Source organism: Romboutsia sp. LXY-2, from assembly GCF_056171995.1.
Genome location: NZ_JBKFGI010000004.1, coordinates 555,296 through 578,754, shown reverse-complemented (window position 1 = coordinate 578,754; position 23,459 = coordinate 555,296). Strand labels below are relative to the sequence as shown.

Genomic DNA, 23,459 nt, shown 5'->3' with positions numbered 1-23,459 from the left:
CCTAGAATAGGAGGATGACATGTTCTGGTTTACAAAAGAAAAAACTAAATCAAAAGAAAAAATTGATCAGTACGATGAATTAGAAAGATTAGTATGGAATTTTTTTATGGAAGAAATCCCAAGATTAGGTTTTGAGCAAAGAGAAGGCCAAGAAGATATGGCACTTGATATTTGCTATAGTATTAAAGATAAAAAACATACAATTGTAGAAGCTGGGGTAGGTATTGGTAAATCATATGCATACATTGTTCCGCTACTTTATTATAATATGTTATTTAATAAACCTATATTAATAGCAACATCAACAATTGCACTACAAGAACAGCTAATTAAAGATGTAAAAAAGATTTCTTCATACATAAAGCATAGGCCTGAGATAGTACTTGCTAAAGGTATGACTCACTTTGCATGTAAAAACAGGGCAGATAAAGCCTATAAAGAAAGATATGATTTAAGTGAAGATGAAGAGGTATTATATCAGTACATAAGAAATGGAGTAGTGGATAGAAAAAATATTAATATGGAAATTACTGATGATTTGTGGGAAGATGTATGTATAAAAGCAACGGACCACAGCAAATGTGAATATTATAAGACTTGTAGATTTATGAGCCTAAGAAAAAATATGGTGGAAACAAGTGGTGTTATCCTTTGTAATCAAGACTTATTAACCGTACATTTTCAAAAACTTAAAAAAGGTCATAAGGGCTTATTAAGCGAAAAGATTGATTTAATAGTTATAGATGAGGCCCATAACTTAGAAGATAAGGTTAGAAACTCATTAGTAGAGTCTTATACTAAAAATTCGATTAAGAATTTGTTAAAAGATGCTAGAGGAACTATTAAGAAAGCTAATATAAAAAATAGCTTAAATGAAGAATTATATATAATTAATGATATATTAAATAACATATTTAATAACCTTAATATTATGATCAAAGAGCAACTATTAAAAAATGAAACCTTCAAAAATAATGATATGCAAAGATTTTTCTTAGAGGAAGATAAAATAAAAAATATGGTAATAAAATTAAAAAATAGCATTAAAGCTGTTTATGAGAAAGTTCAGTTTTATAGTGATAGCAGCTTAAGCGAAGATATAATTTTAGAGCTAGAAGATTTAGATAACTTTTTAGATAATTTATTAAATAATAATAGCAACAATCTGTTTTGGTTAGAGAAAAATAGAAATATAGAAATTTTTTCATGTCCTAAAAATATTTATAAAGAAATAAAGAAACTTTATTTTGATAGAACTAAAACTACAATACTAACTTCTGCTACTATAGCTGACAAAAATCAAGGTAGTGAAGAAGATAGATATGAATATTTTATTAAAAATACTGGTTTTAATTCTGAGGAAGGTTTTTTGGCCCAACAAAAGTTTTCGCCATTCTTATATAATGAAAATGCAATGATATATTATGCTGAAAAAATGCCACATCCGACTTATGAAAGAGATGATTTTATAAAAAAAGGTAGTGAGGAAATAGTAAAATTATTAGAAATTACTAAAGGAAAAGCTTTAATATTATTTACAGCTAAAAGTGATTTGAATGATGTTTATAAAATATTAAAATCTAAAAACTTAGGATATAAATTATTAAGACAAAGCGAAATGTCTTCTCAAGATGAAATTTTAGATGAATTTAAAAAAGATATAGATTCAGTGTTATTAGCTACAGGTGCTTTTTGGGAAGGAATAGATGTACCAGGTAAGGCGCTAAGTAATTTGATAGTATTTAGATTACCTTTTCCAGTTCCAGACCCTATTATTGAATATAAAAGAAGTACAAGCAAAGACTTTTTAATGGAAGTTAGTGTACCATATATGATAGTTAAGCTTAGACAAGGTGTAGGAAGACTTATAAGAAAACATGAAGATAAGGGGATAGTAGGAATATTAGATTCTAGATTAGGTGATAATTCACAGAGTAGATATAAAGATATTGTTTTTGATTCATTGCCAATAAAAAATAAAAGTAACAATATAAATGATATAAAAAAGTTTGTTGCAAAAAAAGAAATTGCAAAATAATATATATTATGTAATAATCATGTTTATAAAAATGCAAATAGTAAAGAAATAAGGTTGTCAATATAATACTTAACAACCTTGTTTTTTATTAAAATAATTTAATATATTATATTATGTCTTCAAAATCAGCAGGGAACTCAAGTCCAATTTGATTTCTCACTTCATCCATTATATCCATAACTAGTTTTGAATTTTCAAGTGTATTTAAGTTAGATGATTTTTTATTTTCTTTTATTAAATTTATAAATTCATTTATTTCATAATACATATCATTTTCTTTTTGAGGGACAGTTAAATCCTCGATAGAACCGTCTCTATAAACTATCTTTATATTACTAAATGTATTAATTTTTTCAATTACTATAGTACCTCTTTCACCTTGAATCTCAGCAGGTAATACAGAGTCACTAATTTTAGAGTACATAACAGTACCTTCCATATTATCATAATCAAATATTACTGTTCCTTGTGAATCAACGCCACTTTCAAGCATATGAGAATTAGCTATTAGCTTATTAGGTTTTCCAAAAAGTGCAATCATAGGATGGATACAGTAAACACCTATATCCATAAGGGCACCATTTGATAGTTCTTTTTTAAAAGCATTAAGAACTATTCCTTCTTTATATTTATCGTATCTAGAAGAGTATTGGCAGTAGCTTGCGAAGTACCTTCTTATATTACCAATCTTATGTAAGTTATTTTTTATTTGTAAAAAGTTTGGTACAACTGTTAGTCTCATAGCTTCCATTAATAATACATTATTGTCTTTTGCGGCTTGAATCATTGATGTTACTTGTTTACTATTTGAAGCAAAGGCCTTCTCGCATAAAACATGCTTCTTATTTTTTAAGAATTTAATGCTTTGACTATAATGAAGGGCATTTGGTGATGCAATGTATATAGCATCTAACTCTGGGTTTTGTGACATTTCGTCAAGGTCTGTATAAATATTTGGTATTTCATATTGATTTTGGAATTCTTTAGCTATATCTAAGCTTCTAGAATAAAATGCATATATTTCACAACTATCTACTTCTTTAGCAGCATCCAAAAAGTTTCTTACTATATTTCCGCTCCCTATAATTCCTAATTTTACTTTCCCCATTATAATTATCCTTTCTTATGTTAAGTTTTAATGTGTATAATCTTATTTTATCCTAAGATTATACAATTTGTATATATTATGTATTTTTAGTGTATCTAAGGAATTTAATATTTCTTAAAAAATTGAGAAATGATAAAATTTTATTAAGATATGATTTTACTTGAATTCGTATTATCTTAAGAAAGGATAAAGTAATATTCGTCAGATTGAGAATTATATTGATGAATATTAATTAATATGTAGCAAAATACTGGAAAATGTTAAATACTATGATAAAATAATAATATAGTAAAATAATCAACGATTAGGAGATGAGCTTATGGATTATAATAAATTAAGTTTAGAAATGCATGAAAATAATAAGGGTAAAGTAGAAATTATATCTAAAGTTAGGATAGAGACTAGAGATGATTTAAGTACTGCATATACTCCAGGCGTTGCAGAGCCATGTAGAAAAATTCATGCTAATAAATCGGATGTATATAAATATACTGCTAAAGGAAATTTAGTAGCTGTGGTTTCTGATGGAAGTGCAGTTTTAGGATTAGGAAATATAGGACCAGAAGCAGCAATGCCAGTAATGGAAGGTAAAGCAATATTATTTAAGGAATTTGCAGGTGTAGATGCATTTCCAATATGCTTAGATACGACTGACGTAGATGAAATAGTTAAGACTGTTAAGTACTTAGCCCCTACCTTTGGTGGTATTAACCTTGAAGATATAAGTGCACCAAGATGCTTTGAAATAGAAAGAAGACTAAAAGCAGAATTAGATATACCAGTTTTTCATGATGATCAACATGGTACAGCAATAGTAGTTGCGGCTGGAATATTAAACTCATTGAAATTAGTTGGAAAGAAAATAGAAGATGTTAGTGTAGTAATAAATGGAGCGGGTTCAGCTGGAATATCTATTTGTAAGTTATTACTACAATTTGGAGTAGGTAACGCTGTACTTGTGAATATTGAAGGAGCTGTAGCAAATGGCGAAGAGTGGATGAATGAAGCCCAGGTACATATGGCTGAGATAACAAATAAAAATAATGAAAGAGGACCTTTAGAAGAAATTATTAAAGGAAAAGATATATTTATAGGTGTATCAGCACCAAACTGTGTAAGTAGTGACATGATTTCTACAATGGCAGATAATGCTATAGTATTTGCAATGGCAAATCCAGTACCAGAAATAATGCCAGATGAAGCCAAAAAAGGTGGAGCTAGAGTTGTTGCAACAGGTAGATCTGATTTCCCTAACCAAATAAATAACGTATTAGTATTCCCTGGAATATTTAGAGGGGCATTAGATGTTTGCGCTACAGATATAACAGAGGAAATGAAGATTGCTGCAGCTAAAGCTATAGCATCAATAATATCTGATGAAGAATTAAATGAAGATTATATAATACCTGGTGCTTTTGATAAAAGAGTAGCTGATGTAGTAGCTAAAGAAGTTGCTAGAGTAGCTGTTGAAAGTGGAATATCAAAATTAAATAGATAATTAAAAAATGGTATCTGAAAAATCAGGTACCATTTTTATACTAATTTGAAGCTTAATTCTTGTTTATTATAAACTACTTGGTTTACGGATTCCAATTCCATTATTATAGCGCAAAGACCATCTATATTGAAAAATAAATTACCATTAAAATCTAGAACTTGTAAGTTTAAGTCTTTGTACTTTGATCTCATATAAAGTGTGAATTTATCATTATGTAAAATATTATATTGTTGTTCTAAGTAGACCTTAAACAACCAAGTCATAGCATTATCACTTAAAGAATTAACTAATCGGTCTAAAATAAGATAGTCTTCATTATTTTCATTAATGATCATGAATTCTGGCGTATTTTCAAAAATATTTTCCACAAAGTTTTTATATTTATTCATTTATATCACCTCTAATTTAGTTTCAGTTATTACTTGTTAATTATAAAATATAAGTATAATTTAATCTATATATAATTCTACTACATTAGAAATATAATTTAAAACCAGAAAGTTGATGTGTAGTTACATAGGTTAAAGTGTAATAAATTAACATATAGTATTAGTAGTTAAAATATCTATCATAATGTAGAATAAAAAGCTAATATAAGTGTTAAATTAGCTTGTTTTATTTAATAAAGCTTTATATTTTAGCAAAGACTGTTTTAATTAGATATATAATTTGGATTATTTACGTTAAAATAGTATTAAAGTATAATATTGTTTGATTATAAATATATCTATAATATTGAATAATAAAAAATTGGTGATTAGATAATATAATAAAGAAAAGTTATAGATAATAACAAAAAGAGGAGATTTAATGTACCTAAATCAGTTAAAATATGTAGTTGAAGTTGCAGAAAAAAAATCGATAAATAAAGCAGCACAAAGCTTATTCATATCCCAACCAAATTTGAGCACCGCGATTATAAGCTTAGAAGAGGAATTTGGAATAAAAATATTTAATAGAACTAATAGAGGTGTTGAACTTACAAAAGATGGGAAAGAGTTTTTAAGCCATGCAAAATATGTATTACATCAAGTTGATAATTTAGAAAGTAGATATTTGAATTTTTCAAAAGAAAAATCATTTATACTAGAAGTATCTAGTGCTAAGATTATTAATTTTGGAAATATTATTAGTGAAATATATAATAATATAGATTCTAAAAATATAAAAATATCTTTAAAAGAAACTTACAAAGAAAAGATTATAAAAGATGTGGCTAATATGGAATCAGAAATAGGAATATTAATTGTATCAAATATTCAAGAAAGACTTTGGAAAAATGCTCTTAATATAAATAAACTCGAATTTAATGAAATAATAAAAAGCAGTATGTATATATGCGTAGGTCCTAAAAGTCCACTATACAATAATAAAATAGTATCATCAAAGGATTTAAAGGATTATGCACATGTTCAACTAAGAGAAGAGGATTCCTCATCTGTGGCAAATAGTATTGAACTAGATACTTTAAATATTTTAAATAAAAATAAAAATATATATCTAAATGATAAAGAAAGTCTAACAAGTTTTATATTATCAACAGATTCATATACATTTGGATTCAAGTGGAGTAGTTTTGTTGAAAGTTCTAATGATATAAAAGCAATTCCTTTTGAGGATGATAGTGTGTATTTTAAAATTGGCTGGCTAAGAAGAAAAAAAGAAGAAATTTCAGATGAAGCAAGAATATTTTTAGATAAAGTTATAGATTACCTAAAAGATAAAAATAGCTAGTTATATATTTTACATATAACTAGCTATAAAAGATATATATTAACTATAAATTCCTAATCTTGATAGAATATTTATATAAAATTAAGTTAGGAGTTGAGATTATAATGAGTTTAGTCAAAGATAAGACTAAAATAATGGAAGATGAAAATATAGGAAAAGTTATATGGAAATTTGCTATACCTGGTATCGTGGCATCTGTAATAAGTGCTGTTTATAATATAGTAGATACAGCATTTGTTGGGATGTTAGATAATACAGGAGCTATGGCTGCTGTATCTGTTGTGTTTCCTTTATTAATATTAATTAATGCAGTTGGTCAAATGATAGGAGTAGGATCATCTTCATATATAGCAAGATTACTTGGAGCAAATGACAAAGAACAAGCGAATAAGGTAGCATCAACAGCAGTTGTACTAGGTTTATTAGTAGGTGCTATTATAAGTATATTTGCAACAATATTTTTAGAACAAATATTAAGGCTTTTAGGTGCTACAGATATGATAATGGAATATGCTAAAGGATATGCAATGCCTATAGCTATAGCATCTATTCTACCTATAATTATGCCTACACTTGCAAGCATGATAAGAGCAGAAGGAAATACTAAGTTTAGTGCTACAGTTGTTGGTATAGGTGCAATTATTAACATAGTTTTAGACCCTATATTTATGTTTACATTTAATATGGGAATAGTTGGAGCATCAGTTGCTACAGTTATAAGTCAGCTTTGTTCAGTAATAATATTAGCATCATATTATATAATGAAAAAAGGATATTTAAAGGTAAATATAAAAGGGTATTGTTTTTCAAAAATAATACTAAATGAAATAACTTCAGTAGGTATGGCATCTTTTTTAACCCAAGCTTTAATAAGTATATCAATGGGAATTTTAAATGTTGTGTCAAAACCTTATGGAGAAGAACTTATAGCATCTCTTGGAATATCTTTAAAGGTTTCTTCATTAGTTCTTTTCATTGTAATAGGATATAATCAAGGATTCCAGCCAATTGCGAGTTATAATTATGGTGCCGGAAATTATGAGAAATTAAATAGAGCTATAAAAATATCAATAAAAAGAACAACAATATTTTCTACATTAGCAACAGTTTTTCTTATGGTTTTTGCAGAGAAAGCAATAAATATCTTTAGTAATGACCCTAAAGTTATAGAGATAGGTGTTAAAACCTTAAGAGCAGGTATATTAATGTATCCAGCACTAGGATTCATACAGTTATATTCAGCACTTTATCAGTCATTAGGAATGTCAAAAGAGGCATTAATAGTTGGTACTGCAAGGCAAGGAATATTCTTTATACCTATAGTATTAATACTGCCGAAACTATTCGGTATAAATGGTGTTATATTAACTCAAGCAACTGCAGACTTATGTACTTTAGCTTTAACAATATCCTATGCTACAAGTACAAATAGATTTTTAATGAAAAAGCATAAATTTGAACCGACTTTACAAAATTAGAAATGTTTGAAAAAGCCAAAAAGATAGGATTTTAAGTATCCTATCTTTAATTTTGTATTTGATTATATTGATCAAAACCATAAGTGCTAATAGCTTATAATTTACTTTTATTATTTTTATTTCTTGATAACATGATGTGTGTCTCTTTGATAATTCAAATTAATTATTAGAGTAGCAAGTAATGTATATTTGTCAATTAAAAGGGATTACTTGCGTCCACGCTTTTTAGCAAAGAAAGGAACTTTGCTATTATCGTTTTGTTTTTTATTATTAGCAGGTTTTGCCTTAGCTGTAATCTTTGCTTTTGGAGATTTTTCTTCTTTTATTTCAATTCCCTTTAATGTATCCATGACTGCTTGTTTTATAACTTTTGCATTTCCAGACTTATTTATGTACCCACTTGAACTTTGAGTAGCAATAGCCAGTTCGTAGTAGTCTACTCCTTTTATTTCATCTTTGAAATTAATATAGAAACTATACTTACCACATTTACTATAAATCATTAATGTTTCTTCATCTAAAGCTATTTTTTTAAATAAGCTTAAGTCATCAAATTCTAATATTTCCATTTTTTCACCTTTTCATATTAAGATATTTAGTATTAGTTATTATTATGTATAAAAATAACATTCTTATTATACTATAGAATTGTAAATTTGTGTTTTATGTATACATAAATGTTCTTATATTTATAAAAATACAGAAATCATAGTGTATAATTAAAAGTAGTTATAAAAATGATATGGTGGGAGGTCAATATTGCTTAATATATAGCAATATAAATAATATGATAAAATTCGATGTTACTAATGAATTAATGTGTATTGCGAAAGGAAAAGGAAGATTCTTTGCTAAAAAAGGGGCAATGGTAGCTTATAAAGGAAACTTTAAGTTTGAAAAAATGATTTTAGGTCCAAGTAATGGAGGAGGTATAGGAAGAGCATTATTAGGATATGCTCAAAGGGCAATAACTGGTGAACAAATGCCATTAATGACTGTAGAGGGAAGTGGTGAGATATATCTAGCTCAAAATGCATATCACGTTGATGTTATAAATATAGATCCAGGAAGTTCTATATCAGTAGAAAGTGAAAATTTATTGGCTTTCTCTGATGAACTAGACTATAGTGTGAAGTTTATAGGTTCAGGAGTATTATCACAAAAAGGATTATTTACTACATATTTAGAAAATAGAACTAGAGTCGCACAAGAAATAGCAATTATAACTGATGGGAATCCATTAATATTAGAGGGACCATGTTGTGTAGATCCAGATGCATTAGTAGCATGGACAGGAAGAGAACCTTATGCAAAGGTAGCGCAACTATCTTGGAAAACTTTTATAGGGCAAACATCAGGTGAATCTTATCACATGGAATTTGTAGAAGATGGACAAATTGTAATAATACAGCCATCAGAAAGATTATCAGGACTTAATACGCAAGCTCAACCTAATAGTAGAAATTTATCAGGTGGACTTAGATTAAGTATTGATTAATTAAAAGAGGAGTGGTAAATCATAACAAAATTATGTTTAAGCACATCATTTAATACCATTAAATCATCAGGAATAATTTGAATATAGCTTAGATGTTTCCGATAACTTAGTTTCTTTATGTCCCAATGGTCATAGGAAAATACATCTAGCTGTAGTAGAAGAACAAAAGGCATAATAGAAAAATTACATAATAATAGAAAAGAATCACTTGATAAGTTTGGAATCAGCATAGATCTAGATGATTTGCTTAATTTGTACTAATCTATTGTAAATAGATATAATTAGTATTAAGATAAAATTAGGCTAATTTTTATTAAATAGCCTAGTTTTATATATTACTGTATTCTTAAAGCAAGGAGAAGCAAAATGATAATTAGAGAAGAAAATGAAAAAGATTATGATAAAGTATATGAAGTGATTGAAGAAGCTTTTAGAAATGAGGAATTAAGTGATCATGATGAGCAAAATTTGGTTAATAGACTAAGAAAAAGTGATGAATTCATAAAAGAGCTATCAATGGTAGCTACAGATAATGGAAAGATAGTTGGTCATATAATGTTAACCAAGATAAAAATAGTAGATAAAGAAGTTTCACATGATTCTTTAGCTTTAGCTCCAGTTTCAGTTTTGCCAAATTACCAAGGAAAAGGCATTGGCAATTTATTAATAAATACTGCAATTAAAAACTCAAAAGAATTAGGGTATGATTCTATTATAGTACTTGGACACGATAAGTACTATCCTAGATTTGGATTCAAAAAAGCAAGTAACTATAAAATAGTCTCTCCATTTGAGGTACCAGATGAAGCTTTTATGGTATTAGAATTAAAGCATGGAAGCTTAGAAAATATTAAAGGGATAGTTGAGTATTCTAAAGCATTTTTTGAATAATATAAAATATTTGGAGGGGAAATATGAACAACAATGATAAAATTATAGAAATTAAAGACCTTTGTATGAATTATGGTTCAAAAGAGGTTCTAAAAAATATAAACTTAGATATTTATAGGGGAAGTATAATAGGTTACATAGGTCCTAATGGTGCTGGGAAAAGTACTACAATAAAAATATTATTAGGCTTAGTAAAAGGCTTCACAGGTAGCGTAAAGATATTTGATAAAGATATAAATGAAATTGATGAAGAATATAAATCAAAAATTGGATATGTTCCAGAAATAGCTAAAGTATACGAAAGTCTAACTGCAAAAGAATATTTAACTTTTATAGGTCAATTATATGGTCTAGATTATGAAGTATGTGATGAAAAGGCCTTAAAGCTTATGGCATGTTTAGGAATAGATCAAGCATATGATTCTAGGCTGTCATCTTTTTCAAAAGGAATGAAGCAGAAGGTTGTAATAATAAGTGCTCTTTTACATAATCCGGATATATTATTTTTAGATGAACCACTAAGTGGATTAGATGCTAATAGTGTTTTATTAATAAAAGAGATAATTACAAAGCTTAAAGAAGATGGAAAAACTATTTTCTACTCATCTCATATTATGGAAGTTGTTGAGAAGATAAGTGATAGAATAATAGTACTTAATAATGGAAGTATAGCTTGTGATGGTAATTTTGAAGAAATAAAAAATGCAAACTTTGAAGGATCCCTAGAAGAAATTTTTAATGAAATAACAGGTTTTGAAGAACATACAGAGCTTTCAAATGAATTTGTAAGAATAGTAAAAGAGGTATAACTTATGAAGGAATTTTTTGTTCTTAAAATTATAGATGTTTTTAAAATTTTTTATGAAATGCTTGGAATAGATTACAAAATTATGAGATTAATAGTTCAAGCTAAACTTACGATGGATGGAAGGCGAGTAGGAAATAGTTTTACTAGTTTTGAAGAGGGTCAAAAAGAAAAAAACGCATTCTATTCTTCTCTTATAGTTTATGGAATAATAGGAGTATTTGGTATACCAATAATGCTATTAGATATTAGTCCTGTCATTAAAATGAGTTATTATTTTGGATTTTTCATGGTAATGATTTTAACAAGCTTTGTATCTGATTTTTCAACAGTAATATTAGATATACATGATAAAGATATAATAGGAACTAAGGGTGTAGACTTAAAAACATTAAATGCAGCAAAGATAACACATATATTTATATATATTTCATTGTTAAGTTTAAGTATATCCGCTCTTACATTAATAACATCTTTAAGATATGGTGTAGTTTTTTTTGCGTTATTATTTATCAGTATAATATTAATAGATATATTTATGATTATTGTAACCGCACTTATGTACTTTATAATTATTAAATTATTTAGTGGAGAAAAGCTTAAAGATATATTAAATATGTTCCAAATAGGATTTTTATTAGTTTTTACATTAGGTTTTCAGGTTGTAGGACAGTCATTTAACTTTATAGATTTTCAAATAATATATGAGCCAAAGTGGTGGAATTTATTATTGCCACCTATGTGGTTTGCATCTAATTTTAGTATATTAGAGGGAGGAACTACGAATAACATAATAATTGGACTTAGAGTATTATCAATTATCGTTCCTATAATATCTATCTTCTTATATATTAAGAATGTTCCTAGATTTGAATCTAGTTTGCAAAAGCTAAGTGATAACACATATAAAAGTAAAAATAATAAAGAAAGCTTTACTTACAGAATAAGTAAACTTGTATGTAAAGATAGAGAAGAAAGGATTTTCTTCAACTTCGTTTCAGATAATTTAAGCAAAGATAGAGAATTCAAAACTAGAGTTTATCCATCGCTAGCAATGGCTGCATTTATGCCATTTTTAATGATAATTATGTCTTATGATAAGCAAGGTATACCTCAATATATAGATAGCTTAAAAGATTCACCTATATTCTTATCAGCTTATTTTGGAGTTGCCATAAGTCAAAATGTGTTAAACATGATCCAATATTCATCAGAATATGAGGGCAGTTGGATATATGAAGTACTACCAATTAAAGATAAATCTAAAATATATTCAGGAATGTTTAAAGCATCGGTTTATAAGCTTGTAATTAGCGTATTTGGTATAATTGCAATAGGATTTATATTTATATTTAAGTTAGGTGTAATAAAGCATTTAGTAATAATACTTTTAGTAAATATTTTGATTGCAATGTTTACTGTAGGAGTTAACGAAAAGTTTTTACCTTTTTCGAAACCTCATAAAACAGGTGGTACAACTTCTGATGTATCAGTAGTATTTAAGTCAATGTTCTTTGTTGGAGCTTTAGCGCTAGGTCATTATCTAGTTAGGAAAAATACTATATTTACATTAGGGTATGCTCTTTTACTTTGTGTAGTAATAGCATTAAGCTGGAAGAAAACTTTTAAGGCTGAATAGTTAGATATAAATTATTAAAATGCAAGTACTAATAAAAATTTAGTATTTTCAAAAAAGAATAACAATAAAAAAGGATTAGCTAGTGATATATCATTGCTAATCCTTTTTTTTATTTTATAAGTTTTTGGTTTTATTTAACTATTTAAATTATCTTTTACAATTAGTTAGTTACTTCTTGTGTTGAATCACCTGGATTTTGAGATGATGAATCATCTTGAGCAGGTGTATCTTGGCTATTATTTTCTTCAGAAGGATTTTGTTCTGTTGAATTTTTATCATTTGTATTAAAATGAGTATTTTCTTCTGCATCTGGACTTATAATAGAATCATTGTTTTCTGATTCAGAGTTTGAAGTATTTTCTGTTTTATCTTGGTTTGAGTTATCATTAGAATCTTCAACTGGTTTATTGAATAGTCCTGTAAACCAATTCCATACTCTATCAAAGAAACCTTGTACTTCTTCTTTATCTGGTAATTTTATAGCTTTATCATCAGTAGCATCAACAGTAACATCATCACCTAGTACACTGTCATTAGTAGAACCTAAGATTCCTAAATCTTCACTATTAGAACCAGCAAATAAATTGCTAAACCATTCGCCAGCAGAAGTAAACCAACCTTTAACACCTTCTATGAAGCTTGGGTCTTTTATTTTTTCACCTAATTCTTCAAGATTCTTTTCTACTATACTAGATACATTTTGTAAAGTATCTTTTATTTTGTTGTAATCATAATCTTGTTTAGCTATTTTTAACATTAACTCTTCTATTTGCTTTTGTTGCTCAGTACTTAAATTAACATTATAATTGTTAGTTATATTTATTATTGTATCTGCAATTTGTGTAGTATCTTTAGTGTCATTTTTTATTATTTCATTTTTAATGTCATTAATAACACCAGTAGCTTTATCTTGACCTATGTCTTCAGCTAAATCACCAGTAATTATTAATTCTTCAGATGCTATTTCTTTTTTTTCTTCTTCTAGTTTTTCACCAGTAGCATCTTCAAATGCTTTCATAACTCCTGTTAATCCGCCTGTACCAGATACAGGGAATAATGATGCAACAACAACATTGGCATCTTCTAATCCTGCTGTTGATAATGTTGTAGCTATCATTGAGCTTGTAACCCAAGTAAGATTAGCTGTTTTTACATTTATCCCATTACCCTTTGTTAACGGCTCAACGTAAGAGCATGAGAAAGTCTTTTTACCAAGTTGTGCTTCAGTAGCAACCCCTTGAAGATATTTTCTTTCCTCAGCATTATTTACTTCTAATACAACAGCCTCATTTTCTTTTACACCGAAGTAATTTAACATTTGCTGTTTTTGAGAATCAGTTAAGTCTGCCCCCAACGTTACGACTTTTGAGCTATCTGCAAAAGAGAAGTTGATACTTCCAAGTACTAGAGTAGCACATATAATAAGTGAACTAATTTTCTTCTTTAATTTCATAATCAATCTCCTTTAATATTACCGTATCTATATGTATTTTACGGTCTTACTATAATTTTAATATAACTTATTTTCTGACATAATGCGATTACAACATTGTAAATATTAGTTTACGAAAAAGTATATGCATAAAAAAATACATATATGATTTATACACAATATACAAAGAATTGTCAAATACAAGTCATATTTATGGGTTTATATAAATTATAAAATAAATACCTTAAGTTATCCTTAATACTTAAATTTTCTTTATAATAAATAGATTATATAAAAGGGTATTTTTGTGCATTTTGGAAAAAATACTTTTAGAAGGAGTCATAGAAAAGGAGATATAAAATGATAAAGCTATTAAAAAACTTAAAGCCTTATTTGGGCATTATATTAATAATATTTGTATTGGTGTTTTTACAGTCTTTAGCAGATGTATATTTGCCAAACCTTATGTCGGATATTATTGATAAGGGTGTTGTTAATAATGATACAAATTACATATTAAATACAGGGGTAAAAATGATTATAGTAACTGTTGCAGGTGGATTTGTAACAATACTAGCAAGTTATTTTTCCTCAAGAGTTGCTATGGGATTTGGTAGAGACTTAAGAGAAAGAGTATTTGACAGAGTTGAGGATTTCTCATTAGCAGAATTCAATGTAATAGGTACTGCATCATTAATAACTAGGAGCACAAATGACATAACTCAAATTCAACAAGTAGTAATGATTATGCTTAGAATGATGTTATATGCCCCGATGGTTGCAATAGGAGCGGCGATAATGGCTGTAAGAAAAGATGCGCAACTTTCTCTTATAATATTATTTGTAATGCCAATATTAATTATCGCTATAGGTCTTATATTAAAAAGAGCAGTACCATTGTTTAAGTCAATGCAAAAAAATGTTGATAATTTAAATAGAGTATTAAGAGAAAATCTTATTGGTGTAAGGGTAATAAGGGTTTTTAATAAAATAGAACTAGAAAAAAAGAGATTTGAAAAAGCAAGCTTAGATTTAAGTAATGTTGCCACAAAGGCTAATAGGACTATAACTTTGCTTATGCCATTTATGATGTTAGTAGTAAATTTAAGTACAATAGCAGTAGTTTGGTTTGGAGGCATTAGAATAGATGCAGGACGTATGCAGGTTGGAGATTTAATTGCTTTTATTCAGTATTTAACTCAAATAATGTTTGCGCTTATGATGTTATCAATGATGTTTGTAATGATACCAAGAGCATCAGCATCAGCCGACAGAATAAATGAGGTATTAGACATAGAAAAAGTACTTATAGATAACGAAAATCCAGTAAAAGAAACAGAGATTAAAGGTTATGTTGAATTTAGAAATGTAAGTTTTTCATATGAAAAAGATAGTGAAAAAGTATTAAATAATATTAATTTTATAAGTAAACCAGGAGAAACTACGGCGATAATTGGAGGAACAGGTTCTGGTAAATCTACACTTATAAAGCTAATACCAAGATTCTTTGATCCTACTGAAGGCGAAGTACTAGTTGATGGTGTTAATGTTAAAAATTTTAGCCAACATGAGCTAAGAAATAAAGTAGGCTATGTACCTCAAAAAGCAGTTCTATTTAGTGGTACAATAGCTGAAAACTTAAGGTATGGAAATGATAATGCAAGTGAAGAAGATCTAAATCATTGTATGAATATTGCACAAGCTTTAGGATTTGTATCAAAAATGGAAAAAGGGATTAATTCATTTATTGCTCAAGGTGGAACAAATGTATCTGGTGGTCAAAAGCAAAGGCTATCTATAGCTAGGGCATTAGTTAAAAGGCCAGAAATATATATATTTGATGATAGCTTTTCAGCGCTAGACTTTAAAACTGATGCTAAGCTTAGAGAATCACTTAGTAACGAAACAAAAAATGCTACAGTATTAATAGTTGCACAAAGAGTAAGTACAGTAATGGAAGCTGATAGAATTATTGTACTTGATGATGGCAATGTGGTAGGTATAGGTACTCATAATGAATTACTTAAAAACTGTGAGATTTACAAAGAAATAGTTATGTCACAGCTTTCAAAGGAGGAAATTTAATATGAGTAAGCAAAATAGTGCTCCAAAAGGTGGACCTATGGGTGGTGCGATGCCCGTAGAAAAAGCTAAAGACTTTAAAGGTACGTTAAATAGATTAATGGGATACTTGAAACATTATAAAATGCAAATATTTTATGTGTTTGCAGCAGCTATAATTAGTACAATATTTTCTATTGTAAGCCCTAAAATATTAGGTAAAGCAACTACTAAAATATTTGAAGGTGTCATGCTAAAAATGAGAGGTACACCAGGTGCTGGGATTGATTTTGATTATATTAGCATAATATTAATTACATTAATAGTACTATACATTATAAGTTCAATTTTTAGTTACATTCAACAGTATATTATGGCAGGTGTTGCACAGAAAACTGTTTATGATATGAGAAAAGATGTTTATGATAAGCTAAATAAGCTTCCTCTTAAGTTTTTTGATTCACATACTCATGGTGAACTTTTAAGTAGAGTAAGTAATGATATTGATAATATAAGTGCTACACTCCAACAGAGTATAACTCAACTAATTACTTCAATAGTTACAATAATTGGTGTAATAATAATGATGTTAACTATAAGTCCATTATTAACTTTAATAACCATTATTACGTTACCTTTAGGAGTGATTTTTGTTAGACCTGTAATTAAAAGATCGCAAGGCTATTTTATTAAGCAACAAAGAGTTATAGGAGAGTTAAATGGGCACGTTGAAGAAATGTATACAGGTCACGATGTAATTAAATCATTTAATAGAGAAAAACATTCAATAGATAAATTTAAGGGACTTAATAGTGAGTTATATGATGCAGCATGGAAGGCCCAATTTATGTCTGGTATTATGATGCCTGTTATGAATTTTACAAGTAACTTAGGATATGTATTTGTATCAGTTATAGGTGGTATTTTAGTTGGAAGAGGCAAAATTCAAATAGGAGATGTACAAGCATTTATCCAATATTCTAAGCAGTTTGGACAACCAATTAGCCAAACAGCTAATATTGCCAATATAATCCAATCAACGGTAGCCTCTGCAGAAAGAGTTTTTGAGCTACTTGATGAAGAAGAGATGGAACCAGATTCTATCAATAATAAAGAGATTAAAGACCCGAAAGGTAAAGTTACATTTGAGCATGTTAAATTTGGGTATAATCCTGAGCATATATTAATAAATGATATGAGTATAGATGTTAGACCAGGTCAAATGGTTGCTATAGTTGGACCAACGGGTGCTGGTAAAACTACATTAATTAATTTACTACTTAGATTTTATGAACTTAATGGAGGGAAAATATTAATTGATGATGTAGATATTAAGGATATGAAAAGAGATGATTTACGAGATTTATTTGGCATGGTGCTTCAAGATACATGGTTATTTAAAGGTACTATTAAGGAAAATATTGCATATGGCTCAAAGGAAGTTACAGATGAGCATATAGTTGCTGTGGCTAAGGCTGCAAATGCAAATCATTTTATAACTACACTACCAAAAGGATATGACACAGAAATCAATGAAGAAGCATCAAACATTTCCCAAGGTCAAAAACAATTATTAACAATAGCAAGAGCGATGATTAAGGACCCTAAAATATTAATTCTTGATGAAGCTACAAGTAGCGTAGATACAAGAACAGAAATTAATATTCAAAAGGCTATGAATAAGATGATGGAAGGCAGAACAAGTTTTGTAATAGCTCATAGATTATCTACTATAAAAGATGCAGATATTATATTAGTAATGAAAGATGGAGATGTAATAGAAAAAGGTAATCACGACGAACTACTAAAACAAGGTGGATTCTACGCTGATTTATATAACAGTCAGTTTAGTAAATAAGATAATAGGACTAAAAAATAAAATTTTTAGTCCTATTTTAATTACTTGAGGTTTAATACACTATACGGTTTCAATGATCTTAGCTTGAGGTATCTTTAATCCTGCATATACAACATATCCACCACTTGGGGATGGTATACTATATAAATTAAAAATTATTTTAAAGTCTTCTTCAGTGATTAAATTTCCTGCCTGTGTTGAATAGCAACCTACTGCTTGGAAAGGTGTAGCACCTGCAACTAGTACATGAGACACTGTGGATGAGTACAATATATGATTATTTGGACATACATTATCAACTCGACCAGTATTATATACTTTAGAATTCTGATTTATTACCTTTAAATATTGAACACTATGGGTGAAAGTATAAATTTGCCTTTTATAGTATATATATAGTCTAAATCAGGGGCAGTAGTATAGCCTCCAAATTCTATAGAAAGGTCTTGAACTTCTACATGTATACAATAATCTGTAGTTACATCAGGCTCTATATTTATGATAAATAAAGGAATATCAGTTAAATAACTACTTCCATCTACAGTTACATAGCTGAGTTTGTTATTAGGTGAAAGTACATTACATGTTACTAGTGGTGGGTTTACATTTGGATCTATTGTACTTTGATATAAATCTATGACATTTGCTCCTGCAATATAATTTATTGCACCAGACACATATAACTGTATAAGATCCAATTCGTAAATGATAATTGGACCACCAGTGGGATCGCAAGGATTAGGTATTTCTTTACCTTCTGGATAAGGTATTACAACAGTTTTTTTGCATAAAGCAAAGTTTGAAATATTAAAATTAAATATTAAAAATAAGTTATGCGATAAACCGAAATTAGTATAAAAATGACATAATAAGTAGTTGGTAATATTCAATGGTATGGAAATATTTATGAGAATATTTTTCTTCATAGATTGAAAAAATAAATAATGTAGTATACTATAGAAGATGAAATGTTTAAGTATAAAGATTTTCATGATACTACATATGCAGTTGAAAGGAGAAACACAATGTCAAAAGAATTAGTAAAAGAGAGAGTAATAAAGTATTTAATGGAGGACTTGTTAGTTCCGGTAGATATGATAGATACAGATGTTCCTTTAGCAGAATTTGAAGAAGGTGCTGAAGGTATATTAGATATAGTAGTAAATGTTAAGGATAACGAAGATTATTTTGCTCCAGTAATGATAGTTACATGTATGGATGAAGACATAACATTAGAAGGAGAAGTACTACAAAAACAAATAGACTTCTTAGAAGATGTAGACAATATGACTATGGCAGGAAGATTAGTATTAACAAATGGAGATGCTATGATGTATGCTGATTGGACTGGAGAAGAATATGATACAGAAGCTAAGCTTCCATCATATGAAGTTATGGTTAAAGAGTTCTTTGAAATGGAAGAACAAGTAAAAGCAGAAGAAGCTAAGCATCATCACGAACATGGTCACGAATGTGGATGTGGACATAATCATGATGAAGGTCATGAGTGTGGATGTTCAAGTGAAGGTGGATGTGGATGTTCAGGACATCACCACGAGTAATATAAAATAAGAAAACTTGACTATACAAATTAATGATGTTATTATTAAATGGTTAAAAATTCACTATAAACCGTCAGTGTTGGGGCAAACACAAAGGATTTATTAATAGTGGGGTTTATAACGTCGTTCGAGGATAAAAGACTGCACAATGTGCGGTCTTTTATTCTTTAAATAGAAAATAAGTTACAAAAAAGAAGGAAAATATACATTAAAAGTAGAATAAAGACTATATATGTATATAAAAATAAATTTGGAGTTGAATAATATTAAAATTATTCAAAATTCTATGTATACATAATAAATAACACACTAATCGGAAGATGAGAACTTGAAAAATATAATATAATTTTATTAAATATAAATAAAAACAAGGGTTTTTTGAGTTGATTGTAGAATTATAGAAATAGAAAATGATTGACATTTGAGGGGGAGTGACAGGCATTTTTTTATTATAATACTCATATTATAAAAATATAGGAAAACTACAGACACTTACTATCTCGATTAACAAACTATATATATAGAAGGAGTTAAATTATGGGGGCTACAAAAAGGGAACATACTTATGAAAATTATATTTATGGTGATTCTTCAAATGCATCAAATGCAATGAAGATGTACTTAAAGGAAATAGAAGAGTACAAAATGTTGTCTGCAGTGGAAGAAGTTCAATTGGCAAAAGCAATAGTGGAATCTTCACCAGATGCTAAAGAAAAGTTCATTAATGCAAATTACAGACTTGTTGTTAGTATTGCAAAAAAATATAGAAAAGAAAATGTAGATATGCTTGATTTGATTCAAGCGGGTAATATCGGACTAATAAAAGCAGTTGAAAAATATGATTATAAAAAAGGATATAAATTTAGCACATATGCTACATGGTGGATTAAGCAAAGTATTACAAGATACATAGATGATTGTGAGAATACTATAAGAATACCTGTGCATCTTCATCAAAGAATAAACTTTGTAAAAAGAAAGAAGCAAGAATTATCAAATATATTACAAAGAGAACCAAGTCTTGATGAACTTGCTGAATGTTGTGAACTTGAAGTTGAAAAGGTAATTGATATATTAAAAAGAGATAAAAATATAGTTTCATTAGATACACCAATAAAAGAAGATGAAGATAGTAGCTTAGTTGAGTTTATCCCATCTGATGCAAACTTTGCAGATGTGGTTATGCATGAAGTAGAACAACACAATTTAAGAGAAAAAATTGAAGAATTGTTAACAGGTCTTGGAGAACAAGAGCAAAAAGTTTTAAGAATGAGATTTGGATTAGATGATGATGATCCAAAAACTTTAGAAGAAATAGGTAGAGTTTTTGGAGTTACAAGAGAAAGAATAAGACAAATTGAAGCAAAAGCTATTAGAAAATTAAGACATCCTAGCAGACTGAAGCAATTAAAGCATTTTTATTAGGGTTTAGAAAGTAGGAGATTAATTTTTCCTACTTTTTTTATTATATAAAACCAGAGTTAAAGGATTAGTGCACTGTATATGGCCTAAGTTAAAATATTAATTGAAAATGTAATTAATATTTTGTTTATAAGAAAATATTGACAAAATATGAAACTTCATTATAATTAATATTTATGACATATATTAGGTGTAATTTATTACATAATAGAGAATTGGATTAAAATTCCAAGCTACCCCAGTAACCGTGATACTGACGAAATCTTAAATACCACTGAATAATATTTGGGAAGGTTAGAAAGTAGGATGAAGTTAAGCCGGGAGAACTACCTAATATAAAAGCTAATATCTGCTGTGGGTAAGATGTTAGATGCAAAATATAATTTAAGAAATATGAAAGTTCTATATATTTGGCATCTTACAAATTTATTGAAAGGAGATAATTGATTCTAACAAACACAGCCTTTCTAAAGAAAATTAATAAAAAGGTAAGAAGGTTAAAGAAGGAGAACTAAGATGAAAAAGAAATTTTTATCAATTGTAGCAATGGTTACAATGCTTGCAATGTCAGGTTGCCAAACTGAGAAAGAAAGAATGGTAAATGACAGAGAAGGTAATGAAGTAAACATACCAACTAAAATCGAAAAGATAATATCAACAGCCCCATCAAACACTGAGGTTTTAGTAGACCTTGGAATATCAGACAAATTAGTAGCAGTAGATAAATACTCTAGTGATATAGAGGGAGTAAATAAAGACTTAACTAAATTAGACTTTTCAAATCCAGACGCTGAAGCAATAATAGGATTAGAGCCAGACGTAATAATAGCATCAGGACATAATAAAACAGGTTCTGCAGAAGACCCATTTAAAGCTGTTATTGACGCTGGAATACCAGTAGTATACATACCAAGTAGTGATAGTATAGACGGAATATATAAAGACATAGAATTCATAGCAGATGTAGTAGGACAAGAAGAAAAAGGGAAAGAGTTAGTTTCTGAAATGGAAACTAAAATAAAAGAAATTAAAGCTATAGGTGATACAATAGAAGATAAAAAAACAGTATACTTTGAAATAGCACCAGCTCCAGGTTTATTTACTTTTGGTAAGTCTACATTCTTAAATGAAATGATAGAGCTAATAGGAGCAGAAAATGTATTTGCAGGTGAAGAAGGATGGGTTTCTCCAAGTTCTGAGGCTGTAATAGATAAAAATCCAGATGTAATATTAACTAATGTTTCATATGTAGAAAATCCAACTGAAGAAATAAAAGGTCGTGATGGATGGGAACATATAACTGCTGTTAAAAATAATGCAGTTTATCAAGTAGATGGAAACTCATCTTCTCGTCCATCAAATAGAATAATATTAGCTTTAAACCAAATGGCAAAAGCTATATATCCTGAAAAATATGAAAAATAAAAGACTAGTAATTTTTAGTCTAATAATAGCATTTATAATAATATGTATTGGAACTTCTACCGGAAGTTCCAATATTAGCATATTGGATACTGTATCAGTAATAGGAAATAAACTATTAAATATTCCGCTTAGAGAAGGTATAGACCCTAAAAACATATCAATAGTTTGGAAGCTAAGACTACCAAGGGTTCTGCTAGCATTTATGGTTGGAGGATGTTTAGCAACAAGTGGAGCAGTGGTTCAATCAATATTAAAAAATCAATTAGCATCACCATATACTCTAGGGGTATCTTCAGGAGCTTCATTAGGGGCAGGGTTAATAATAGTTACAGGAGCATCGTTACCACTATTAGGAGCATTTACACTTCCAGTAGTAGGCTTCATATGTGGATTAGTTACTGTTTATTGTGTTGTTGTATTCTCAGCTAAAATAGATAAAAGTATGTCAAATAATACTATAATATTAGCAGGTATGGTATTTTCATTATTTGTAAATGCTTGTTTAACTACATTAACAGCATTATTTAGTGAAGATTTAAAGAGCATCTCAATGTGGCAAATGGGAAGCTTTTCTATGAAGGGATGGTCATACGTAGGTCTTATTATGCCATTTGCGATAATAGGTCTTTTAGGGGTGCTTAGGTACACCAGAGAAATGGATATTCTTACATTTGGAGAAGAACAGGCAAAAGCTGTTGGAGTAGAAACATCTAAAGTGAAGAAAAATTTATTTATTTGTTCAGCTATTCTTACAGGAGGAGCAGTATCTTTAAGTGGTACTATAGGATTTGTTGATCTTATTGCACCACATATTGTAAGAAAAATTTTTGGTTCTAGTCACAAAGTTGTAATACCAATGTCCTTTGTATTAGGTGGATGTATAATGGTAATTACCGATCTTGTAGCTAGAACGATACTATCACCAACAGAACTTCCGGTTGGTGCGGTAACTGCACTATTAGGTGCCCCATTCTTTGCATATGTATATTTTAAAAAAGCTAGGTGATAAA

Annotated in this window: 20 protein-coding genes and 1 riboswitch; of the genes, 14 read left to right on the top strand and 6 right to left on the bottom strand. The window is 28.6% G+C overall.

Annotated features, from left to right (window positions below; all coding sequences use genetic code 11):
• Positions 1–19: 19 nt before the first annotated feature.
• On the top strand, positions 20–2,038 hold the full coding sequence (locus ACI48P_RS11015; RefSeq protein ID WP_475215626.1) for an ATP-dependent DNA helicase: 2,019 nt from the start codon (positions 20–22) through the stop codon (positions 2,036–2,038).
• 106 nt (positions 2,039–2,144) lie between these two features.
• Here the strand turns inward: ACI48P_RS11015 and ACI48P_RS11010 are convergent, their stop codons facing one another.
• Positions 2,145–3,146: a Gfo/Idh/MocA family protein gene (locus tag ACI48P_RS11010; protein WP_475215625.1), complete on the bottom strand. Its 1,002-nt coding sequence runs from the start codon at positions 3,144–3,146 to the stop codon at positions 2,145–2,147.
• Positions 3,147–3,465: 319 nt separating this feature from the next.
• Between ACI48P_RS11010 and ACI48P_RS11005 the strand changes: the two genes are divergently transcribed.
• On the top strand, positions 3,466–4,644 hold the full coding sequence (locus ACI48P_RS11005; RefSeq protein WP_475215623.1) for an NAD(P)-dependent malic enzyme: 1,179 nt from the start codon (positions 3,466–3,468) through the stop codon (positions 4,642–4,644).
• Positions 4,645–4,679: 35 nt separating this feature from the next.
• On the opposite strand, the gene ACI48P_RS11000 is transcribed toward ACI48P_RS11005, so the two are convergent.
• Positions 4,680–5,033 (bottom strand): hypothetical protein, encoded by a 354-nt coding sequence (locus tag ACI48P_RS11000; protein ID WP_475215620.1) that lies wholly within the window; start codon positions 5,031–5,033, stop codon positions 4,680–4,682.
• A gap of 421 nt (positions 5,034–5,454) precedes the next feature.
• Here ACI48P_RS11000 and ACI48P_RS10995 point away from each other — a divergent pair, with 421 nt between their 5' ends.
• Together ACI48P_RS10995 and ACI48P_RS10990 are read left to right on the top strand one after the other, a co-directional pair.
• Entirely contained in the window at positions 5,455–6,378 is a 924-nt protein-coding gene (locus ACI48P_RS10995; protein WP_475215618.1) for a LysR family transcriptional regulator, read from the top strand.
• Positions 6,379–6,482: 104 nt separating this feature from the next.
• Positions 6,483–7,856, top strand: a complete 1,374-nt coding sequence (locus ACI48P_RS10990; RefSeq protein WP_475215617.1) for an MATE family efflux transporter — start codon at positions 6,483–6,485, stop codon at positions 7,854–7,856.
• Between the two features lie 206 nt (positions 7,857–8,062).
• Here the strand turns inward: ACI48P_RS10990 and ACI48P_RS10985 are convergent, their stop codons facing one another.
• The gene (locus ACI48P_RS10985) at positions 8,063–8,425 is read right to left on the bottom strand and encodes a hypothetical protein (protein ID WP_475215615.1); all 363 of its coding nucleotides are present in this window, start codon (positions 8,423–8,425) and stop codon (positions 8,063–8,065) included.
• A gap of 218 nt (positions 8,426–8,643) precedes the next feature.
• Here ACI48P_RS10985 and ACI48P_RS10980 point away from each other — a divergent pair, with 218 nt between their 5' ends.
• The 4 genes from ACI48P_RS10980 to ACI48P_RS10965 all read left to right on the top strand — a co-directional run bounded on the left by ACI48P_RS10980 (position 8,644) and on the right by ACI48P_RS10965 (position 12,689).
• Positions 8,644–9,354 carry an AIM24 family protein gene (locus ACI48P_RS10980; RefSeq protein ID WP_475215613.1) on the top strand — a complete coding sequence of 237 codons (711 nt, stop codon included), beginning with the start codon at positions 8,644–8,646 and terminating at the stop codon, positions 9,352–9,354.
• Positions 9,355–9,720: 366 nt separating this feature from the next.
• A complete protein-coding gene (locus tag ACI48P_RS10975) occupies positions 9,721–10,245 on the top strand; it encodes a GNAT family N-acetyltransferase (protein WP_475215611.1) in 525 nt (174 codons plus the stop codon).
• A 23-nt stretch (positions 10,246–10,268) separates the two neighbouring features.
• Positions 10,269–11,054 (top strand): ABC transporter ATP-binding protein, encoded by a 786-nt coding sequence (locus tag ACI48P_RS10970; protein ID WP_475215610.1) that lies wholly within the window; start codon positions 10,269–10,271, stop codon positions 11,052–11,054.
• 3 nt (positions 11,055–11,057) lie between these two features.
• The gene (locus ACI48P_RS10965; protein WP_475215608.1) at positions 11,058–12,689 is read left to right on the top strand and encodes a hypothetical protein; all 1,632 of its coding nucleotides are present in this window, start codon (positions 11,058–11,060) and stop codon (positions 12,687–12,689) included.
• Positions 12,690–12,849: 160 nt separating this feature from the next.
• Here ACI48P_RS10965 and ACI48P_RS10960 read toward each other — a convergent pair whose 3' ends face one another.
• Positions 12,850–14,142, bottom strand: coding sequence for a DUF1002 domain-containing protein (locus ACI48P_RS10960; protein ID WP_475215607.1), 1,293 nt, complete (start codon positions 14,140–14,142; stop codon positions 12,850–12,852).
• Between the two features lie 339 nt (positions 14,143–14,481).
• Here ACI48P_RS10960 and ACI48P_RS10955 point away from each other — a divergent pair, with 339 nt between their 5' ends.
• Positions 14,482–16,206, top strand: coding sequence for an ABC transporter ATP-binding protein (locus ACI48P_RS10955; RefSeq protein ID WP_475215605.1), 1,725 nt, complete (start codon positions 14,482–14,484; stop codon positions 16,204–16,206).
• A 1-nt stretch (position 16,207) separates the two neighbouring features.
• A complete protein-coding gene (locus ACI48P_RS10950; protein WP_475215602.1) occupies positions 16,208–18,040 on the top strand; it encodes an ABC transporter ATP-binding protein in 1,833 nt (610 codons plus the stop codon).
• A 60-nt stretch (positions 18,041–18,100) separates the two neighbouring features.
• Here the strand turns inward: ACI48P_RS10950 and ACI48P_RS10945 are convergent, their stop codons facing one another.
• Positions 18,101–18,295 carry a hypothetical protein gene (locus ACI48P_RS10945; protein ID WP_475215600.1) on the bottom strand — a complete coding sequence of 65 codons (195 nt, stop codon included), beginning with the start codon at positions 18,293–18,295 and terminating at the stop codon, positions 18,101–18,103.
• Between the two features lie 86 nt (positions 18,296–18,381).
• Positions 18,382–18,930 (bottom strand): hypothetical protein, encoded by a 549-nt coding sequence (locus ACI48P_RS10940; protein WP_475215599.1) that lies wholly within the window; start codon positions 18,928–18,930, stop codon positions 18,382–18,384.
• Positions 18,931–19,065: 135 nt separating this feature from the next.
• Between ACI48P_RS10940 and ACI48P_RS10935 the strand changes: the two genes are divergently transcribed.
• From ACI48P_RS10935 to ACI48P_RS10920, 4 genes are all read left to right on the top strand, one after another.
• The gene (locus tag ACI48P_RS10935) at positions 19,066–19,602 is read left to right on the top strand and encodes a type I restriction enzyme HsdR N-terminal domain-containing protein (protein WP_475215598.1); all 537 of its coding nucleotides are present in this window, start codon (positions 19,066–19,068) and stop codon (positions 19,600–19,602) included.
• Between the two features lie 537 nt (positions 19,603–20,139).
• On the top strand, positions 20,140–21,027 hold the full coding sequence (locus ACI48P_RS10930; protein WP_475215597.1) for a sigma-70 family RNA polymerase sigma factor: 888 nt from the start codon (positions 20,140–20,142) through the stop codon (positions 21,025–21,027).
• 168 nt (positions 21,028–21,195) lie between these two features.
• Positions 21,196–21,372, top strand: a riboswitch (cobalamin riboswitch).
• A gap of 168 nt (positions 21,373–21,540) precedes the next feature.
• A complete protein-coding gene (locus tag ACI48P_RS10925) occupies positions 21,541–22,449 on the top strand; it encodes an ABC transporter substrate-binding protein (RefSeq protein ID WP_475215595.1) in 909 nt (302 codons plus the stop codon).
• Positions 22,439–23,455: a FecCD family ABC transporter permease gene (locus ACI48P_RS10920; protein WP_475215593.1), complete on the top strand. Its 1,017-nt coding sequence runs from the start codon at positions 22,439–22,441 to the stop codon at positions 23,453–23,455. The genes ACI48P_RS10925 and ACI48P_RS10920 overlap by 11 nt, the downstream gene beginning before the upstream one ends.
• Positions 23,456–23,459 lie beyond the last annotated feature (4 nt).

What these genes read in the sequence shown, in the direction of transcription:
- ACI48P_RS10960 (WP_475215607.1), bottom strand. Translation starts at nt 14,142, where the DNA reads ATGAAATTAAAGAAGAAAATTAGTTCACTTATTATATGTGCTACTCTA.
- ACI48P_RS10925 (WP_475215595.1), top strand. Translation starts at nt 21,541, where the DNA reads ATGAAAAAGAAATTTTTATCAATTGTAGCAATGGTTACAATGCTTGCA.
- ACI48P_RS10930 (WP_475215597.1), top strand. Translation starts at nt 20,140, where the DNA reads ATGGGGGCTACAAAAAGGGAACATACTTATGAAAATTATATTTATGGT.
- ACI48P_RS10955 (WP_475215605.1), top strand. Translation starts at nt 14,482, where the DNA reads ATGATAAAGCTATTAAAAAACTTAAAGCCTTATTTGGGCATTATATTA.
- ACI48P_RS10935 (WP_475215598.1), top strand. Translation starts at nt 19,066, where the DNA reads ATGTCAAAAGAATTAGTAAAAGAGAGAGTAATAAAGTATTTAATGGAG.
- ACI48P_RS10985 (WP_475215615.1), bottom strand. Translation starts at nt 8,425, where the DNA reads ATGGAAATATTAGAATTTGATGACTTAAGCTTATTTAAAAAAATAGCT.
- ACI48P_RS11005 (WP_475215623.1), top strand. Translation starts at nt 3,466, where the DNA reads ATGGATTATAATAAATTAAGTTTAGAAATGCATGAAAATAATAAGGGT.
- ACI48P_RS10950 (WP_475215602.1), top strand. Translation starts at nt 16,208, where the DNA reads ATGAGTAAGCAAAATAGTGCTCCAAAAGGTGGACCTATGGGTGGTGCG.
- ACI48P_RS11000 (WP_475215620.1), bottom strand. Translation starts at nt 5,033, where the DNA reads ATGAATAAATATAAAAACTTTGTGGAAAATATTTTTGAAAATACGCCA.
- ACI48P_RS10920 (WP_475215593.1), top strand. Translation starts at nt 22,439, where the DNA reads ATGAAAAATAAAAGACTAGTAATTTTTAGTCTAATAATAGCATTTATA.
- ACI48P_RS10995 (WP_475215618.1), top strand. Translation starts at nt 5,455, where the DNA reads ATGTACCTAAATCAGTTAAAATATGTAGTTGAAGTTGCAGAAAAAAAA.
- ACI48P_RS10970 (WP_475215610.1), top strand. Translation starts at nt 10,269, where the DNA reads ATGAACAACAATGATAAAATTATAGAAATTAAAGACCTTTGTATGAAT.
- ACI48P_RS11010 (WP_475215625.1), bottom strand. Translation starts at nt 3,146, where the DNA reads ATGGGGAAAGTAAAATTAGGAATTATAGGGAGCGGAAATATAGTAAGA.
- ACI48P_RS10990 (WP_475215617.1), top strand. Translation starts at nt 6,483, where the DNA reads ATGAGTTTAGTCAAAGATAAGACTAAAATAATGGAAGATGAAAATATA.
- ACI48P_RS10980 (WP_475215613.1), top strand. Translation starts at nt 8,644, where the DNA reads ATGATAAAATTCGATGTTACTAATGAATTAATGTGTATTGCGAAAGGA.
- ACI48P_RS10965 (WP_475215608.1), top strand. Translation starts at nt 11,058, where the DNA reads ATGAAGGAATTTTTTGTTCTTAAAATTATAGATGTTTTTAAAATTTTT.
- ACI48P_RS11015 (WP_475215626.1), top strand. Translation starts at nt 20, where the DNA reads ATGTTCTGGTTTACAAAAGAAAAAACTAAATCAAAAGAAAAAATTGAT.
- ACI48P_RS10975 (WP_475215611.1), top strand. Translation starts at nt 9,721, where the DNA reads ATGATAATTAGAGAAGAAAATGAAAAAGATTATGATAAAGTATATGAA.